This is a genomic window from Thermobacillus sp. (assembly GCF_003390775.1).
GTDB classification, from domain to species: domain Bacteria; phylum Bacillota; class Bacilli; order Paenibacillales; family Paenibacillaceae; genus Thermobacillus; species Thermobacillus xylanilyticus.
The window spans coordinates 93,254-109,470 of record NZ_QEWA01000035.1 but is presented as its reverse complement, the minus strand read 5'-3'; the positions used below and the strand labels follow the sequence as shown (position 1 = coordinate 109,470).

Sequence of the window (16,217 nt, the reverse complement as noted above, 5' to 3'; positions counted from 1 at the left end):
CCGTCGGGCCGGCGAGGTTCTGCTATATTGCGGGCTTCCCGTTCACCCGCCGCAGCATGAACAGTCCGACCGCGCCGGAGAGGAGAAGGGTCATCCCCGCCAGCGCCGTAACATATGGGTACAGGATCGGGTAGAACAGCGACGGCCAGACATTCAGCACATTTGATTCATATCCGAAGGACATCGGCGTCGCGAAGTTGGCGAGCCGCGTCCGGTAGAGCGGGTGCGTGTGCTCGCCGTATGCGAACGTTTCTTCCTCGACGGTGCCGTCTTCCGACACCAGAAGGACCCGCCAGCGCAGTTCTTCCATCGGGGAAGGCGCGTTGTCCGCATGCCCGTCGATCCGCTGCACAATGGCCAGCCGGACCGTTCCCGTCTTGCGGTCGGTCAGCTCGGCCAGCGCGAGATAGCCGTGGTAACGGTTCGAATCGCGGTAAGCGGGGCGGATGACCGCATCCGCGGCAATGGAATGGTCGCGCCCGTTCACTGTGATGCGGATCGGGCCGTGCCGCCGCTCCCCCGTCGGTTTCGTGAATTCATCCCGCAGTTCGATCCGGTTGCCACGGAAATCGAACACGTAAGCTTCCCCCGTGAATCCGTCGGGCTCGATCGGAATCCGCTGTATCGCATACTGGTTCCTTGCTTTCTCGGCAAGCGCGTATTCCCGATAGTGGGCGTAGAGCATCGGCGCGGAGACGGCCAGGAGCAGCACGCCGACCATGATCATGACCCAGACGCCAATGCGCATGACCCTGTCTGCCTCCTCGTTGAAAGGTAACGATCCTTCGCCTTACATGCCGGGATTGTGCCCCATATGCGTCATCGGCTGGCGCTCGAACGCGACGATCCAGTCTCCCTGAATGGCCGCATAGCCGACATCCCCCTCGACCACGAGGCCGTACAGATTTTTCACATCGAGAAATTCCCGCCGTTCGCCGTTCTCGAATTCCAGCGTGATGTAATAGTCCGTGCGTGAGCCGAAGCCGTGATGGACGGCGCCGTCCGCATGATGATGCATGTTCGAGCTTCCCGTCACCTCCATCCGTTTCGCCGCGACGCGGGCGTAGACGGTCCGACGGGGCGCGCGGGTGTTGCGAATGTGGCGGGCAATTCCGACGGCGACTATGGCGAAGAAGGCGGCGAACCCGATCAGGATGATGACCGGCATCAAGGTGAACATGAAATCGAAACCGCCGAACGGTCCCGGAGAGAACGGATCGTGCATGGACTTCCTCCTGTTTCCGGTGCTGTCATTTATATACGCCGAATGGAGAAAAACGTTTCAGCGGGCTGTCTGTGAAACTTTTCCATTCCGCGCTCGTCTAACTTTGCAAAATCATTCGTTCTCGTAATGGAGGTCCAGGCATGCGATCGAAAAGTTTCGTTCGGTTGTTGTCCGCCTTGTTGGCGCTGTCTGTTGCAACCGCGGGTTACCCGCTCAGGGATGCGGCCGCGGCGGAAAAATTTTTTGCCCGTCACGCCTATACGGACCCTTCGACCGGCGAGGTGTTCTTCGATGTGATCCGCAATTCCGAACCGTACCAGCTCGTCGTGTTCCGCACGGCGGACGGCGAATGGATGCGTCTGCCGGACGGTGTGCGCGGCATCGGGCTTGACGACCGCACGGGCTGCGTCCGCGTATCCACCTATTCGGCTCCGTTCCATGACGTCTGCTATGACGCCGCGGCGGACGCGTTGGTCTACACCACGGCGTTCGAGCCTTCCCCGAGCGGCAAATGGGGACTGAAAATCGTCTCGTTCTACGAATCTTGCGTACCGACGAATGTGCATACCTCAACGCCGCAGTCGAGCATCCATTACGGTTCCCACACCTCGCAGAAACAGCATCTCCTCTTGTTGAAAAACAACGCGACCGGCGAGATCCGGCAGCTTGCCATAAGCGACAGATATCCGGACTATCGTTGGCTGGCGGACGGCACCCTGCTGCTGCAGAAGTTCAGCGAGACGGATCGGCAGAACGAACTGGTGCGCATCAATCCGGCGACCGGCGAGGCGAAGCGGTTCATGCTCGCTTCCCTGCGGGGGTACAACGCGGAGAACAATTTGCTGCTCTATGTGATGAATGAGCCATCGCGGAAGCTGCGAATTTACGATTTCCGGACCGGGAAGTCCCGGCTGGCGAAGGAAGGCGAAACCGAGCTGTTCTATCCCGAGACCGAAGTGTCGCGGGAAGAGCGTCCGGAGCCTCCTTCCTTGCCGGAGGATCTCGATCTTGACGCGCTGCCGGTAGCCGACACGGGGATCCGGCATGACTATGCCGCGGTGCTGACGCTGGACGGTGCGGATGTGCAGCTGCCCTTCGCGTACGTCGGACTGGACGGAGAGGCGTATGTGCCGCTCAAACCGTTCGTTGCACGGGGATGGACGACGCGGCAGGAATCGTCGGATGGCGGCCATGAATATGTCGTCGATACGGGCCGGGGCGAACTGCGGCTGAACCGCGCGAACAGCATATCGCTGAACGACCGGTTGTATCTTCAGCTCCGCCTTATCCGGTCGCTCGGCCATGAAGCCGAATTGAGGTGGCTGCGCTGAAAATTGCAACACTTGGACCGATCTGCGAAAATGGGAAGGAAACTGTCGGCTGACAAGGATGGTGTGCATGAGCAGATCGGACAACGCATGGAATACGGAGAAGGAAAAGGGGGCGGAACTTGCCGAACCGGTCACGGCGCGTGAGGCGGCTTCCGCCGAGGCGCTGACGCCGGAGCAGGAGGCGGCCGAACGCGAACGGATCGTGAAGCTGATCGGCGCCGACCTCGGATTGCCGGCCGGGAAAGTGGGCGCGGCGGTCCGGTTGCTGGACGAAGGGAACACGATCCCGTTCATCGCCCGCTACCGCAAGGAAATGACGGGCGAGCTGGACGAGCAGCAGCTGCGGGACATTGCGGAGAAGCTGAGCTATCTCCGCAATCTGGAGGCGCGCAAGCGCGAAGTGATCCGGCTCATCGATGAGCAGGGGAAACTGACGGACGAGCTGCGGGAAGCCATCGCACGGGCGGTGAAGCTGCAGGAGGTCGAGGACCTGTACCGTCCCTATCGCCAGAAGCGCAAGACGCGGGCAAGCGTCGCGAAGGAGCGGGGGCTGGAGCCGCTCGCGGAATGGCTGCTCAGCCGGCCGCGGCACGGAACGCCGCTTGAGGAGGCGGCAAAGTACATCCATGAGGAGAAGGGCGTTCCGACGGCCGAGGAAGCGCTGCAGGGCGCGATGGACATCATCGCGGAACAGCTCGCGGACGACGCGCAGATCCGCGCCTGGGTGCGGAGCCACACGCAGACCCACGCGGTGCTGGTGTCCGCGGCGAAGGACCCGGAAGCGGAGTCGGTCTACGAGATGTACTACGACTACCGCGAGCCGGTTCGCCGGATGCCGCCGCACCGCGTGCTCGCCGTCAACCGGGGCGAGCGGGAAGAGGTGCTGAAGGTGTCGCTGGAGCTCGACCCGGCACGCATCCTGGACTATATCGGACGCAGGATCGCGCTCGACCGGCAGCCGGAAGCCGTGCGCGATGTGCTGCGCGCTGTGGTCGAAGACGCCTACAAGCGGCTCATCGCGCCGTCCATTGAACGCGAGGTGCGCGCCGAAATGACGGCGCAGGCGGAGGAGCACGCGATCGGCATATTCGCCGCGAACCTGCGCAGCCTGCTGCTGCAGCCGCCGGTGAAGGGGCGGGTCGTGCTCGGCATCGACCCCGCCTACCGCACCGGCTGCAAGCTGGCCGTCGTCGACGAGACCGGCAAGCTGCTGGCGACGGACGTCTGCTACCCGACGCCGCCGCACAACAAGACGGCCGAGGCGGAGAAGCTCGTGAGCGGGCTGATTGACCGTTACGGCGTCACGCTGATCGCGATCGGCAACGGCACCGCCTCGCGGGAGACGGAGCAGTTCGCCGCCGATCTGATCCGCAAGCGGCGCGATGCGGGGCTGGACGCCGGCGGACTGCAATACGTCATTGTGAGCGAGGCGGGCGCCAGCGTCTATTCGGCTTCGAAGCTGGCGGCCGAAGAATTCCCGGACCTCGACGTCGCGGAGCGCAGCGCCGTGTCGATCGCCCGGCGGCTGCAGGACCCGCTTGCCGAGCTTGTCAAGATCGAGCCGAAGGCGATCGGCGTCGGGCAGTACCAGCACGACGTCAATCCGAAGCGGCTGGACGAGAGCCTGGGCGCCGTCGTCGAATCGGCGGTCAACCATGTCGGCGTCGACGTCAACACCGCGTCGCCTCAATTGTTGTCGTATGTCGCCGGCATCAACGCGGCGCTCGCCCGCAACATCGTCGCGTACCGCGAAGCGAACGGCAAGTTCACGGACCGCAGCCAGCTTCGGTCGGTGCCGCGGCTCGGCGCGAAGACCTACGAGCAATGCATCGGGTTCCTCCGCGTGCCGGACGGCGCGCAGCCGCTCGACCGGACGCCGATCCACCCGGAATCCTACGGCGTCGTCGACCGGCTGTTCGCGATGCTGGGGCATACCGTGCACGACCTGGGGACGGAAGCGCTGAACGCGAAACTGCGGGAACTCGATCCTGCCGAAGCCGCCGAACGGCTCGACGTCGGCGTCCCGACGCTGCGCGACATCATTGACAGCCTGCTGCGCCCGGGACGCGACCCGCGCGAGGAGCTGCCGCCGCCCGTCTTCCGGACGGACGTGCTCCGCATCGAGGATCTGACGCCTGGCATGGAATTGAAGGGCACCGTGCGCAACGTGATAGACTTCGGCGCGTTCGTCGACATCGGCGTCAAGAACGACGGGCTTGTCCATATTTCACAGATGAGCGACCGCTACGTGAAACATCCGCTGGATGTCGTGTCCGTCGGCGATACGGTGACGGTCCGCGTGCTGTCGGTGGACGTGAAGCGGGGGCGCGTCAGCCTGACGATGCGCTCGGACGAATGATGGTTCTTTCGTGCGGGAAGCGATTTGTGATAGAATAGAATCAGAGAGTGAAACCATCGGAATACAAGGAGTGAGAGAGATGAGTACTGAACAAGCGTTCCGTCAGGCTGAACGGATTCCCGCCGACTTCGGCGAAGTGATCCGCACGCGCCGGTCCGTCAGGCATTACGATCCGAATTTCGTGCTGAGCCGGGAAGAAATCAAGTCGCTCCTGGCCGACGCTGTGCTGGCGCCGTCGTCGAACAATCTGCAGCCGTGGCGCTTCCTCGTGATCGATCAGCCGGAAGACAAAGAGAAGCTGTATCCGATCGCGTACAACCAGCGGCAGGTGCTCGAAGCTTCGGCCACGATCGCCGTGCTGGGCGATATCGAAGGCTACAAGCGGGCGGGAGAGATCACCCGGATTGCGGTCGAGCGCGGCTATATGACCGAGGAATTCGCCGCGCAGCAGCGGGAGCGGCTCGTCTCGTCCTACGGCTCGATGAGCACGGATTCGCTCAAGCGGATCGCCCTGATCGACGGCAGCCTGGCGTCCATGCAGCTCATGCTGGCGGCGCGGGCACGCGGCCTCGATACGGTGCCGATGGGCGGATTCGATCATGAGCAGTTCATCGAGGCGTTCAATGTGCCGGACACGTATGTGCCGGTCATGCTCATCGCCGTGGGCAAGGCGGCAGCCGAAGGGCGCCCGACGGCGCGGCTCGCGGTCGACGATGTGACGGCCTGGGGCAGTTTCTGATAGTGCGATAAACGACAAGGCCGGCCGGCATCCCTGTGATGCCGGCCGGCCTTGTGCGCGGCAGCGGGTCTGTCACGGAAGCAGGCCCGTCTGCCGGTCACCGTCGTCCTTCAGGGGTTTGGAACGATAGAAGAACCAGCAATCGTTCAGCAGCCGGATCTGCCGGCTGTCTTTCTTCTGGAAAGCCCGCATCAGTTGATTGCACAGCCATTGCGGCATGACGATCGTCCTCCTCCGGATATGCCATGTCTCGTATAACATATGGAGTTGGGCGGATGTCCGTGCAGGTCCCATTTGCAACCGGGCATCATGCCGGCCGGGCTGATGCGGCTTTGATCACGCGCCGTATTCTTCCTCGTACCATTGCTCGAGCTGGGCCAGGAGCGCCCGGATCTCCGTCAGCAGCGAGATGAGCGGATAGGACTGCTCGCGGATCTCGGCGAAGCGCTGTTCCAGCCGGTTCATGAAATCGAGTCCGCTGATGACGGAGGCCGAAGGATCGTGCAGTTCCAGATCGGAGCATTCGGCGGAGACATGCGGAAGCTGCGGCACGTTGTCGGCGGTCAGCTTGCCGATCTCCTTGTGCAGCCGCAGCAGGAGCGCGCTCAGTTGATAGGCGTGGCTCGCCGGCATTTCGACGTATTGCAGGCCGTCCGGTCCGTGCAGAATAACATAGCGCATCGTCGGCATTCGATCGTTTCCTTTCTTCTTCACGGTCGTTCGTTCCATGCTGCCGTCGGGGACGGGGCCGGTGGCAGGCGGTCGGCGGTTTGACGAAACGTGGCAACGCAATTTTCGCCTTTCAGGCATTTTTGAGCTCGCAACGAAAGGATGAATAACGTGTCTAAGTTGCGTTGTGAATTCGATATGCCATCGATTCGGTTAAATAAGTGCTGTCCGTTTCGTTAAAGATAAACCCGCGGCCAAATTGCCGTTGCAGGCAGCCGCAAGGCCGTCGAGCCCCGCCGCCCGGTCCTTAACAGAATGGCAAAACTACTTGACAGTGTAACGCACGGCATCTTATAAATTCAAGTATATTCATGACGGACGGCGCCGCACGAAAGCGCCTGCGGGAAAGGAATGAACCGGTGTGGACGACGATGCGCTGCAGGCATGGGTCGAGCGGATATCGCTGGAAAGCTTCGGCTTGCCGTTCCGCCACCGGGCGACGTTCAACCGCAGACTGCGCTCGACGGGCGGACGCTATTTTCTGAAGACGCACAACATCGAGATCAACCCGAAGCAGCTGGAACAGTTCGGCCCCGAAGAGACGGCCAAAATCATCAAGCACGAGCTGTGCCACTATCATCTGCATTTGATGAACCGCGGATACCGCCATCGTGACCGGGATTTCATGGAGCTGCTCGCCAAGGTCGGCGGCAGCCGGTATTGCCGCCATCTGCCGGGCAGCAGGCCGCGCGTGACGAAGCCGCCGCGCTATATGCTGAAATGCGTCTCCTGCGGGACCGAATATTTGCGGAAACGCCGGATGGATCCGCGCCGTTACGCATGTGGAAAATGCGGAGGAAAATTGCGTTTGTTCATGCTTGACTCGAAAATCGAATCGTGATAAATTATAACTTGTCGCCGCGAAACGTTCCCTGATAGCTCAGTTGGTAGAGCACTCGGCTGTTAACCGAGTTGTCACAGGTTCGAGTCCTGTTCGGGGAGCCATCATCATGGAGAAGTACCCAAGTGGCTCAAGGGGACCCTCTGCTAAGGGGTTAGACTGCGCAAGCGGTGCGAGGGTTCGAATCCCTCCTTCTCCGCCATTCTTTGGTTGATTCGGCGGCAGCCTGACGGAAGACCGTCCGACGGTCTTTTTTGATGACAGCGGCTTTGGCTGCCGCTCACATGTTCGGCCCGTTGGTCAAGGGGTTAAGACACCTCCCTTTCACGGAGGTAACAGGGGTTCGAATCCCCTACGGGTCACCATGAGCCATTAGCTCAGTTGGTAGAGCACCTGACTTTTAATCAGGGTGTCGTAGGTTCGAGTCCTACATGGCTCACCAGTTTTTTTCTTCCGCCGGATCGGCGGACGCGGCATCGAGCCGAATCGAATATGCGGTAGTGGTGGAATTGGCAGACACGCTATCTTGAGGGGGTAGTGGGCATCGCCCGTGGAGGTTCGAGTCCTCTCTACCGCACCATTCGCAAATAAGAAGAACCCGGACAGGGTTCTTTTTTTCATGCTCAGAAGTAATCGTTCAGGATGCGCCGGATCTGGTTCTTGTCCGCAATCTCCGGTCCGAAATGGGCGGCCTTTCTCGCGCCGTTGTTCCACGGGGGGACGCTGAAGGCGTCCGTGTATCCCTTCAGCTTCCAGTACGACATTCTAGTGAACGAAATGCCCGTGTTGTCGGAATGGACATGGTTGATCCAGATCGGCTGACGGACGCAGATGAATTCGCGCGGCAGCGTCAGCGCGCTGCGATAGCCTTGGGACAGCTGAAGCCGCAATCCGGCCCTGTAGGCTTCCGCCGGATAGACGGTGGTCAGGAAGCTCGGCGCCCAGAAGAAAAACCGGGCCATCCGGTTCTGGACGGAATCGTAAGCATAGCCGTACTGCGGAATGAGCACAACCGGCGACTTCTTCGGAACATGGCGCTCCAGCAGGCTGACAAACGATCGATGGTACATGTCGTCGCTCTCGAGATTCACTTCGTACAGCAGATCGTATTCCTTGACAGCCTCCGCCACTTTCGCTTCATAGACCGGTTTCGTGACGAACGATACATGACCGGGGAGCGGAGGATGCTGCGCGAGGGCCGCCTGAATCAGCGCTTCGGACTGCGGGCGATAGAGCACGAACGCCTGAAACCGCTGCGAATCCTGTTTCAGCAGGCTGCGGAGCGTGTACCGCATGAAGATGCCGATTCGGCTGCGGATCCAGTCGGCGGTACCGGCCGCATCGGAAGAGTACCGGTTGTTGAACGGTATGACGAAAACAATTTTCTTCTTCAATGAGCATTCCCCGCTTTGCGTTTTTCGATCATCATATGCAGACAGACCGCCGGGAGGTTGGACACGCGGCTGGAGGTTGTAAGCGGCGGGCGGGGATGGTAGGATAGAGTGGACTGAGGATGAGGAGGGTGAAGCAATGGGTGTGCCGACAGGCGTATGGGTGGCGTCGATCGTCATCCTCATTTTGCTGGCCTGGATGACGTTCTGGGTCACGAACAAGGCGTATTCCCGCAAGTGGGAAGATACCGAGGATCCGAAATTGTAAAATCGGTGAACGATCTCAAGTTCCGCCGTACGGCCCGCCGCCGAGCGGCTTTTTTTGCATGTAGTTGTATGTACAACTTTGTCGAATCCAACTTTATAATTGCCAACTTGTACGAACAAGTGCTACAATGCAAAAAGAAAGCCTTTACAATGAAGGAGGAGATGAGCCGCGCATGCTGGAAGCGCTGAAAGAAGAGGTGCTCGCCGCGAATCTCGATCTGCCGCGGTACGGCCTTGTCACATTCACTTGGGGCAATGTAAGCGGCATTGACCGGGAGAGCGGGCTGGTCGTCATCAAGCCGAGCGGCGTACCGTACGAGAAGCTGAAGGCGGACGATCTTGTCGTCGTCGATCTGGAAGGAAACAAGGTGGAAGGCGCGCTCAAGCCTTCGTCCGACACGCCGACGCATCTGGCGCTGTACCGGGCATTCCCGTCGATCGGCGGGATCGTGCATACGCACTCGCCCTGGGCGACCGCGTGGGCGCAGGCCGGAAGGGGCATTCCGGCGCTCGGCACGACGCACGCCGATTATTTCTACGGCGAAATTCCGTGCACGCGCCCGATGACGGAGGAGGAAATCCGCGGCGCCTACGAACTGGAGACGGGCAACGTCATCATCGAGACGTTCCGGACGCGGGGCATCGATCCGGCGATGGTGCCGGGCGTGCTCGTCCACTGCCACGCGCCGTTCGCGTGGGGCAAGGACGCGCACGAAGCGGTGCACAACGCGGTCGTGCTGGAAGAAGTCGCGAAGATCGGCCACCGGACGCTGCAGCTGCGCGAGGTCGGACCGATGGATCAGGCGCTGCTCGACCGGCATTTCCTTCGCAAGCACGGAGCGAACGCTTATTACGGCCAATCCGGGCCGACAGCCTGAGGAACGGGAGGAGCGGACATGGGGAAAAAATACGCGATCGGCATTGACTACGGCACGCAATCGGGACGCGCGGTACTCGTCGATCTGGCGGACGGGACGGAAGTTGCGGACCACGTGACGCCGTATCCCCACGGCGTCATTGACGAGAAGCTGCCGGGATCGGGCGTCAGACTCGAGCCGGACTGGGCGCTGCAGCATCCCGACGATTACATTGAAGTGCTGCGGCGTTCGGTGCCGGCCGTGCTGGAAATGTCCGGCGTCGATCCGGACGATGTGATCGGGATTGGCATCGATTTCACGGCCTGCACGATGCTGCCGGTGGACGCGCAGGGCACGCCGCTCTGCATGCTGCCGCCGTACAGGGACAACCCGCACAGCTGGGTGAAGCTGTGGAAGCACCATGCGGCGCAGGACGAGGCGAACAAGATCAACCGGATCGCGGAAGCGCGCGGCGAGAAATGGCTCAAGCGGTACGGCGGCAAAATTTCGTCCGAATGGATGATCGCCAAGGTGTGGCAGATTCTGGACGAAGCGCCGGAGATTTATGACGCGGCCGACCAGTTCCTCGAAGCGACGGACTGGGTCATCGCGCAGCTGTCCGGCAACATTCTCCGCAACAGCTGCACGGCCGGCTACAAGGCGATCTGGCACAAGCAGGAGGGCTACCCGAGCCGCGAATATTTCAAGGCGCTCGACCCGCGCCTTGAGAATCTCACGGAGACGAAGCTGCGCGGCGAGATTGTGCCGCTCGGCACGCGCGCCGGCGGGCTGACGCCGGAGATGGCGAAGATCACGGGCCTCAAGGAGGGGACGGCCGTCGCCGTCGGCAACGTCGACGCGCACGCGGCCGTGCCGGGGGTCGGCGTCACCGAGCCGGGCAAACTCGTCATGGCGATGGGCACGTCGATCTGCCATATGCTGCTCGGCACCGAAGAGCGTGAAGTCGAAGGCATGTGCGGCGTCGTCGAAGACGGCATCATTCCGGGATATTTCGGCTATGAAGCAGGCCAGTCTGCGGTCGGGGACATTTTCGAATGGTATGTGGAGGAAGCGGTTCCGGCCTATGTGAAAGAAGCGGCGGAACGCGAAGGTGTCAGCGTGCACGAGTGGCTCGAAGCGCGGGCGGCCAAGCTCAAGCCCGGCGAGTCGGGGCTGGTCGCGCTCGACTGGTGGAACGGCAACCGGTCCGTCCTCGTCGATGCCGATCTGACGGGCGTCATCGTCGGCTGCACGCTGCTGACGAAGCCGGAAGAGATCTACCGGGCGCTGCTCGAAGCAACCGCGTACGGCACGCGCAAGATCGTCGAAGCGTTTGACAGCAACGGCGTCGAGGTGAAAGAGCTGTACGCCTGCGGCGGGCTGCCGCAGAAGAACCGGCTGCTCATGCAGATCTACGCCGACGTGACGAACCGCGAGATCAAGGTGGCGGCGTCCCGGCAGACGCCGGCGGTCGGCGCGGCGATGTTCGCCGCGGTCGCGGCGGGTTCGGCGGCGGGCGGTTACGATTCGATCGTGGAAGCGGCGAAGAAGATGGCGCGCGTGCGGGAGGAATCGTTCAAGCCGATTCCGGAAAACGCGGCGATCTACGACCGGCTGTACAAGGAATACACGGCGCTGCATGACTATTTCGGACGCGGCGGCAACGATGTGATGAAACGGTTGAAAGCATTGAAAGAGGAGGTTACCCGTCATGCTTGAGACGAGAAAATATCGGTTCTGGTTCGCGGTCGGCAGCCAGCATTTGTACGGACCGGAGACGCTGGAGCAGGTTGCGGAGAACGCCCGGGCGATCGTCGCGGGACTGAACGCAAGCGGCGCGCTCGGCTATGAGCTGGTGCTGAAGCCGGTGCTGACGACGCCGGAGGACATCCGGCGCTTCATGATCGAAGCGAACGCGGACGACGCGTGCGCCGGCGTCATCACGTGGATGCACACGTTCTCGCCGTCGAAAATGTGGATCGGCGGGCTGTCGGTGCTCAAGAAACCGCTGCTGCACTTTGCGACGCAATACAACCGCGACATCCCGTGGGATTCGATCGATATGGATTTCATGAACCTGAACCAGGCCGCCCACGGCGACCGCGAGCACGGCCATATCCACGCGCGGATGGACGTCCGCCGGTCCGTCGTGTTCGGACACTGGGAAGACCGCGGGGCGCAGGAGCGGATCGGCGCGTGGATGCGGACGGCCGCTGCCTGGGCCGAAAGCCGGACGCTCAAAGTGCTGCGGATCGGCGACAACATGCGGCAGGTGGCCGTCACCGAAGGCGACAAGGTCGAAGCCGAGATTGTCTTCGGCTGGTCGGTGAACACCTGGGGCGTCGGCGATCTCGCCGAACGGGTGAACGCCGTGAGCGAAGCCGATGTGAAACGGTTGCTCGAAGAATACGGATCGCGTTATGATATCGTCGCGGATACCGAGGAGAAGCGGGAGGCGATCGCCTACCAGGCGCGGATCGAGCTCGGCCTGCGCTCGATGCTCGAGGAGGGCGGTTTCTCCGCGTTCACGACGACGTTCGAGGACTTGCACGGTCTGCGGCAGCTGCCCGGCCTCGCGGTGCAGCGGCTGATGGAAGACGGGTACGGCTTCGCGGGCGAAGGCGACTGGAAGACGGCCGCCCTCGTGCGGCTCATGAAAGTGATGGCGGGCGGCAAAGGCACGTCGTTCATGGAAGACTACACCTACCATCTCGAACCGGGCAACGAGCTGGTACTCGGCGCGCACATGCTTGAGGTGTGCCCGACGATCGCGGCGGACAAACCGCGCATCGAAGTGCATCCGCTCGGCATCGGCGGCAAGGAGCCGCCGGCCCGGATGGTGTTTGGCGCCCGGGCGGGCGCGGCGATCAACGCGTCGATCGTCGATCTCGGCAGCCGGTTCCGCCTGCTCGTGAACGAAGTCGAAGCGGTGCCGGTCGAGCGTCCGATGCCGAAGCTGCCGGTGGCGCGTGTGTTGTGGCGTGTTCTGCCGAACCTCAGGGATGGCGTCGAGTCGTGGATTCTCGCCGGCGGCGCGCACCATACCGGCTTCTCCTATCATGTGACGGCCGCGCAGATGGCCGATTTCGCCGAAATGGCCGGCATCGAGTCGGTCATCATCGGCAAGGATACGCGCCCGGACGCGCTGCGCCGGGAGCTCGTGCTCGCCGATCTGGCGTGGAAGCTGCGCAAGTCGTGAACGGAGGCAAGGCGGTGTCAACGGAATGACGCGCGGCGATCTGCCGAAATATTTGCAATTGAAGCAAGAGATTCTGTCCTGGCTGCACAGCGGCGAATGGAAGCCGCACGAGCTGCTGCCGTCGGAGAATGAACTGGCTGCCCGGTTCGGCATGAGCCGGCAGACCGTTCGCCAGACGTTGAACGAACTGGAGCAGGAAGGCTATCTGTATCGCCAGCGCGGCAAGGGAACGTTCGTGGCGCCGCCGGACTTCATCAAGGCCGGGGCGGCCCAGGCCGCCGTCGGCATGGTGACGACGTATATCTCGGACTACATCTTCCCGCACATTGTGCGGGGAGCGGAAGCGGTGCTGCGCGCCCATGGCATGGGGCTGTACCTGTCGAGCACCGACAACGACAAGCAGCGGGAACAAGGCAGTCTTCAGATGATGATGAACCGGGGAGTCGGCGGCCTGATCGTCGAGCCGACGAAAAGCGCGGAAGGCAATCCGAACCTGGAGCAGTTCCTGGCGTTCCGGTACCGCGGCATCCCGGTCGTCATGATCAACGCCCGCTATCCGGAACTGGACTGCCCGTGCCTGGTCTTGGACGACGAAGCCGGCGGATTCGCGGCGACGGAACATCTGATCAAGCTCGGGCACCGGCGGATCGCCGGATTTTTCAAAACGGACGACCTGCAGGGCACGCGCCGGATGAAAGGGTTTCTGCGCGCCATGAAGCATTACGGCGTGCCGATGCTGCCGGACGGCGTCGTCACGTACGCCTCGGAGAACAAATGGTCCCGTCCGGCCGAGGCGGCAGCCGGGCTGCTGCGGCGGAACGGCCGGCCGACGGCGTTCGTCTGCTACAACGACGAGCTGGCCGTCGCGCTGCTGCCGGCGATCCGAGCAGCCGGACTCGCCGTGCCGGACGATTTGTCGATCGTCGGGTTCGACGATTCGACGCTGGCCCAGGCGGCCGAAGTGAAGTTGACGACGCTGACCCATCCGAAGACGGCGATGGGCGAGCGGGCGGCGGAGATGCTGCTCCGCCTGATGGCCGATCCCTCGGCCGAGGCGGAGGACGTGACCTACGCGCCCGAACTGGTCGTCCGCGATTCGACGCGGGCGATCGGAGAAGAGACAGCGGTATAGCGGGAATGCGGGGACGGGGCTGGTCGAGAGTCGGAATGCGGCTTTTGGCCAGCCCTTGTTTTGTGCCCGCGAAGCTGTAACGCGGATACCGCGTTACAGCTTCGTTTCGAGTCCGGTGGTTGCGTCTGTAACGCGGATACCACGTTACAGTGTCGATTCGAGTCCGGTGGATGCGTCCTGTAACGCGGATACCGCGTTACAAAGTCGGCCCAAGTCGTTGATGCGGTGAATGAGGCTAAAGCCAATGGACCGAGCAGGAGAACGGCAACGGGTCTGGAATATATTCACAACAACTTGAAAAGGTTCCGGACATCGAGAGGAGCACCAGCCGAAAATCCGTTCACACCCATGACCGTTTGGAGGTACGCATGCTGAAATATACCATCTGCTTCATCCAACAAGAAGACCGCTTTCTGCTGCTCAACCGGGAATACCCCGTCTGGATGGGAATGTGGAACGCGCCCGGAGGCAAGCTTGAACCCGGCGAGACGCCGAGGGCGTCGGCCTTGCGGGAGATCGCGGAAGAGACGGGCCTTTTGCTTGATGCCGTCGACTTTCGGGGCATCGTCACCTGGTTTACGGGCGGGCGGGAGTTCGGCGGCATGTACGTGTACCATGCCGAACTTCCTTCCGATGACCGCACGGACATTCCGATCCGAACGCCGGAAGGTATTCTGGATTGGAAGCAGACGGATTGGATTCTGCATCCCGAGAACATGGGGATCACGCCGAACGTGCCGCATTGCGTCAGGCTTTTGACCGCCGGCGACGGTTGTTTCGAGCTTCGCTGCCATTATGAAGGCGACCGTCTGATCCGCACGGAGGAACTGGAGCTCGACCGGAGCTTCGAACACCTGACGGATCGGAAACGAATTGAAGAGATGATTCTCAGCCGATAAGCAATCGGAGGGTAACAAATCACGGCGGCCGCGCCGCGGACAACTTCCGGCGACAAGACGAATGGAGGCGGACCTGCGTGCAAGCGCGGGTGCCGCCTTTTAGCGTTCGGGCACCCCCTCCCCCGTTCATTACGCGTACATAATACTTGTGCTAGAATAGAAGAATATGACACGGACGGGGATGAATATGTCGAAAAAGGTCACGATGCAGCAGATCGCCGATTATTTGGGCGTCTCGAAATTTGTCGTGTCGAAGGCGCTTTCAGGCAAGGACGGCGTCAGTCCCGCGACGAAGGAGCGGGTCATCCAGGCGGCGTCGCAGCTCGGCTATTTCGCCCAGCGGGGCGGCGCCGCAAGACAGGAGAAACCCGGACAGCTTCCCGCGGGCGGCTCGAAGCCGTCCGTGCTCGTGTTGATGCCCAACATCCGTTTTCAAACGAAGGAATCGGTCTACTGGGGACGCATCCTCGACGGCATCTCGATCCGGCTCGAAGAGCGGGGATACGGCATGGTGATCATCTCCGAGTACAGCATCGACGGGCTGCTCCACGTGCTCAACCCGAACGGCCTGCTCGGCATGATCGGCGTCGGCGAAATTTCAACCTCGCTGCTGCTCGAGGTGCACCGCTGCGGTCTGCCGATGGTGCTCATCGACCATGAAGATCCGCTCATCCCGTCGGACACCGTGTTCGTGAATAACTACGACTGCATGTACAAGCTTACCCAGTACTTGATCGGCATCGGACACCGCGACCTGCTGTTCGCGGGCAACATCCGGTTCTCGCGCAGTTTCTTCGACCGCTGGAACGGCTTTCGGGGTGCGCTCGAGAAGCACGGTATCCCGCTGCGCGACGACCATCTGATCGGCCTTGAAGGGATCAGCGGGTACTCCGGACAATTCGCGGACTGGGCGTCCTGCTGCCGCGCGGAAGGCAAGCTGCCTTCCGCTGTCGTCTGCGCGAACGACAGCATCGCCATCGATGCTCTTCAAGCGTTCGGCGAAATCGGGCTGTCCGTGCCGGGTGACCTCTCGCTCTGCGGCTTCGATGACATCGAAGATGCGCAGCGCGTCCGACCCGCGCTCACGACCGTGCACGTGCCGAAGCAGGCACTCGGCCGCAAGGCGGTGGACCGGCTGCTCGAGCGGGTGGCATCGCCCCGCGAACCGCATGAGAAAATCCTGATTTCCGGCGAGATGGTCTACCGCGAATCGAGCCGGGAAACGATCGGACGCAAGAGGAAATGATC

General features: G+C 61.9%; 16 protein-coding genes and 5 tRNA genes. 16 read left to right on the top strand and 5 right to left on the bottom strand.

The window, feature by feature from the left end; genetic code table 11:
- Window positions 1–22: 22 nt before the first annotated feature.
- Together C6W55_RS08365 and C6W55_RS08360 are read right to left on the bottom strand one after the other, a co-directional pair.
- The gene (locus C6W55_RS08365; RefSeq protein ID WP_286892314.1) at window positions 23–748 is read right to left on the bottom strand and encodes a hypothetical protein; all 726 of its coding nucleotides are present in this window, start codon (window positions 746–748) and stop codon (window positions 23–25) included.
- 42 nt (window positions 749–790) lie between these two features.
- A complete protein-coding gene (locus tag C6W55_RS08360) occupies window positions 791–1,225 on the bottom strand; it encodes a DUF2500 domain-containing protein (RefSeq protein WP_286892313.1) in 435 nt (144 codons plus the stop codon).
- A gap of 140 nt (window positions 1,226–1,365) precedes the next feature.
- Between C6W55_RS08360 and C6W55_RS08355 the strand changes: the two genes are divergently transcribed.
- The 3 genes from C6W55_RS08355 (at window position 1,366) to C6W55_RS08345 (ending at window position 5,654) form a co-directional block, all read left to right on the top strand.
- Window positions 1,366–2,556, top strand: a complete 1,191-nt coding sequence (locus tag C6W55_RS08355; protein WP_286892312.1) for a hypothetical protein — start codon at window positions 1,366–1,368, stop codon at window positions 2,554–2,556.
- A gap of 67 nt (window positions 2,557–2,623) precedes the next feature.
- On the top strand, window positions 2,624–4,915 hold the full coding sequence (locus tag C6W55_RS08350) for a Tex family protein (RefSeq protein WP_286892311.1): 2,292 nt from the start codon (window positions 2,624–2,626) through the stop codon (window positions 4,913–4,915).
- A 79-nt stretch (window positions 4,916–4,994) separates the two neighbouring features.
- Window positions 4,995–5,654 (top strand): nitroreductase family protein, encoded by a 660-nt coding sequence (locus C6W55_RS08345; RefSeq protein WP_286892310.1) that lies wholly within the window; start codon window positions 4,995–4,997, stop codon window positions 5,652–5,654.
- 72 nt (window positions 5,655–5,726) lie between these two features.
- Here the strand turns inward: C6W55_RS08345 and cmpA are convergent, their stop codons facing one another.
- Together cmpA and C6W55_RS08335 are read right to left on the bottom strand one after the other, a co-directional pair.
- On the bottom strand, window positions 5,727–5,873 hold the full coding sequence (cmpA, locus tag C6W55_RS08340) for a cortex morphogenetic protein CmpA (RefSeq protein ID WP_015253922.1): 147 nt from the start codon (window positions 5,871–5,873) through the stop codon (window positions 5,727–5,729).
- 117 nt (window positions 5,874–5,990) lie between these two features.
- Window positions 5,991–6,344 (bottom strand): hypothetical protein, encoded by a 354-nt coding sequence (locus tag C6W55_RS08335; protein WP_015253923.1) that lies wholly within the window; start codon window positions 6,342–6,344, stop codon window positions 5,991–5,993.
- 400 nt (window positions 6,345–6,744) lie between these two features.
- Here C6W55_RS08335 and C6W55_RS08330 point away from each other — a divergent pair, with 400 nt between their 5' ends.
- The 6 genes from C6W55_RS08330 (at window position 6,745) to C6W55_RS08305 (ending at window position 7,804) form a co-directional block, all read left to right on the top strand.
- Window positions 6,745–7,224, top strand: coding sequence for a SprT family protein (locus C6W55_RS08330; RefSeq protein ID WP_015253924.1), 480 nt, complete (start codon window positions 6,745–6,747; stop codon window positions 7,222–7,224).
- Between the two features lie 28 nt (window positions 7,225–7,252).
- Window positions 7,253–7,328, top strand: a tRNA-Asn gene (locus C6W55_RS08325).
- Between the two features lie 7 nt (window positions 7,329–7,335).
- A tRNA-Ser gene (locus tag C6W55_RS08320) sits at window positions 7,336–7,426 on the top strand.
- A gap of 88 nt (window positions 7,427–7,514) precedes the next feature.
- Window positions 7,515–7,589, top strand: a tRNA-Glu gene (locus tag C6W55_RS08315).
- 1 nt (window position 7,590) lies between these two features.
- A tRNA-Lys gene (locus tag C6W55_RS08310) sits at window positions 7,591–7,666 on the top strand.
- 52 nt (window positions 7,667–7,718) lie between these two features.
- Window positions 7,719–7,804, top strand: a tRNA-Leu gene (locus C6W55_RS08305).
- A 43-nt stretch (window positions 7,805–7,847) separates the two neighbouring features.
- On the opposite strand, the gene C6W55_RS08300 is transcribed toward C6W55_RS08305, so the two are convergent.
- Window positions 7,848–8,618: a hypothetical protein gene (locus C6W55_RS08300; protein ID WP_286892309.1), complete on the bottom strand. Its 771-nt coding sequence runs from the start codon at window positions 8,616–8,618 to the stop codon at window positions 7,848–7,850.
- Between the two features lie 136 nt (window positions 8,619–8,754).
- Between C6W55_RS08300 and C6W55_RS08295 the strand changes: the two genes are divergently transcribed.
- The 7 genes from C6W55_RS08295 (at window position 8,755) to C6W55_RS08265 (ending at window position 16,215) form a co-directional block, all read left to right on the top strand.
- The gene (locus C6W55_RS08295; protein ID WP_015253926.1) at window positions 8,755–8,883 is read left to right on the top strand and encodes a hypothetical protein; all 129 of its coding nucleotides are present in this window, start codon (window positions 8,755–8,757) and stop codon (window positions 8,881–8,883) included.
- Between the two features lie 172 nt (window positions 8,884–9,055).
- Complete coding sequence (gene araD, locus C6W55_RS08290; protein ID WP_015253927.1) at window positions 9,056–9,760, top strand: L-ribulose-5-phosphate 4-epimerase; 705 nt, start codon at window positions 9,056–9,058, stop codon at window positions 9,758–9,760.
- An 18-nt stretch (window positions 9,761–9,778) separates the two neighbouring features.
- A complete protein-coding gene (locus tag C6W55_RS08285) occupies window positions 9,779–11,458 on the top strand; it encodes a ribulokinase (protein WP_286892308.1) in 1,680 nt (559 codons plus the stop codon).
- Entirely contained in the window at window positions 11,451–12,938 is a 1,488-nt protein-coding gene (gene araA, locus C6W55_RS08280) for an L-arabinose isomerase (RefSeq protein WP_286892307.1), read from the top strand. The genes C6W55_RS08285 and araA overlap by 8 nt, the downstream gene beginning before the upstream one ends.
- 25 nt (window positions 12,939–12,963) lie before the next feature.
- A complete protein-coding gene (locus tag C6W55_RS08275) occupies window positions 12,964–14,070 on the top strand; it encodes a GntR family transcriptional regulator (RefSeq protein ID WP_286892306.1) in 1,107 nt (368 codons plus the stop codon).
- Between the two features lie 368 nt (window positions 14,071–14,438).
- Window positions 14,439–14,969, top strand: coding sequence for an NUDIX hydrolase (locus C6W55_RS08270; protein ID WP_286892305.1), 531 nt, complete (start codon window positions 14,439–14,441; stop codon window positions 14,967–14,969).
- Window positions 14,970–15,156: 187 nt separating this feature from the next.
- On the top strand, window positions 15,157–16,215 hold the full coding sequence (locus C6W55_RS08265) for a LacI family DNA-binding transcriptional regulator (protein WP_286892304.1): 1,059 nt from the start codon (window positions 15,157–15,159) through the stop codon (window positions 16,213–16,215).
- Window positions 16,216–16,217: the final 2 nt, after the last annotated feature.

What these genes read in the sequence shown, in the direction of transcription:
- C6W55_RS08350 (WP_286892311.1), top strand. Translation starts at nt 2,624, where the DNA reads ATGAGCAGATCGGACAACGCATGGAATACGGAGAAGGAAAAGGGGGCG.
- araA (WP_286892307.1), top strand. Translation starts at nt 11,451, where the DNA reads ATGCTTGAGACGAGAAAATATCGGTTCTGGTTCGCGGTCGGCAGCCAG.
- araD (WP_015253927.1), top strand. Translation starts at nt 9,056, where the DNA reads ATGCTGGAAGCGCTGAAAGAAGAGGTGCTCGCCGCGAATCTCGATCTG.
- C6W55_RS08365 (WP_286892314.1), bottom strand. Translation starts at nt 748, where the DNA reads ATGCGCATTGGCGTCTGGGTCATGATCATGGTCGGCGTGCTGCTCCTG.
- C6W55_RS08275 (WP_286892306.1), top strand. Translation starts at nt 12,964, where the DNA reads ATGACGCGCGGCGATCTGCCGAAATATTTGCAATTGAAGCAAGAGATT.
- C6W55_RS08270 (WP_286892305.1), top strand. Translation starts at nt 14,439, where the DNA reads ATGCTGAAATATACCATCTGCTTCATCCAACAAGAAGACCGCTTTCTG.
- C6W55_RS08295 (WP_015253926.1), top strand. Translation starts at nt 8,755, where the DNA reads ATGGGTGTGCCGACAGGCGTATGGGTGGCGTCGATCGTCATCCTCATT.
- cmpA (WP_015253922.1), bottom strand. Translation starts at nt 5,873, where the DNA reads ATGCCGCAATGGCTGTGCAATCAACTGATGCGGGCTTTCCAGAAGAAA.
- C6W55_RS08265 (WP_286892304.1), top strand. Translation starts at nt 15,157, where the DNA reads ATGTCGAAAAAGGTCACGATGCAGCAGATCGCCGATTATTTGGGCGTC.
- C6W55_RS08345 (WP_286892310.1), top strand. Translation starts at nt 4,995, where the DNA reads ATGAGTACTGAACAAGCGTTCCGTCAGGCTGAACGGATTCCCGCCGAC.
- C6W55_RS08360 (WP_286892313.1), bottom strand. Translation starts at nt 1,225, where the DNA reads ATGCACGATCCGTTCTCTCCGGGACCGTTCGGCGGTTTCGATTTCATG.
- C6W55_RS08285 (WP_286892308.1), top strand. Translation starts at nt 9,779, where the DNA reads ATGGGGAAAAAATACGCGATCGGCATTGACTACGGCACGCAATCGGGA.
- C6W55_RS08335 (WP_015253923.1), bottom strand. Translation starts at nt 6,344, where the DNA reads ATGCCGACGATGCGCTATGTTATTCTGCACGGACCGGACGGCCTGCAA.
- C6W55_RS08355 (WP_286892312.1), top strand. Translation starts at nt 1,366, where the DNA reads ATGCGATCGAAAAGTTTCGTTCGGTTGTTGTCCGCCTTGTTGGCGCTG.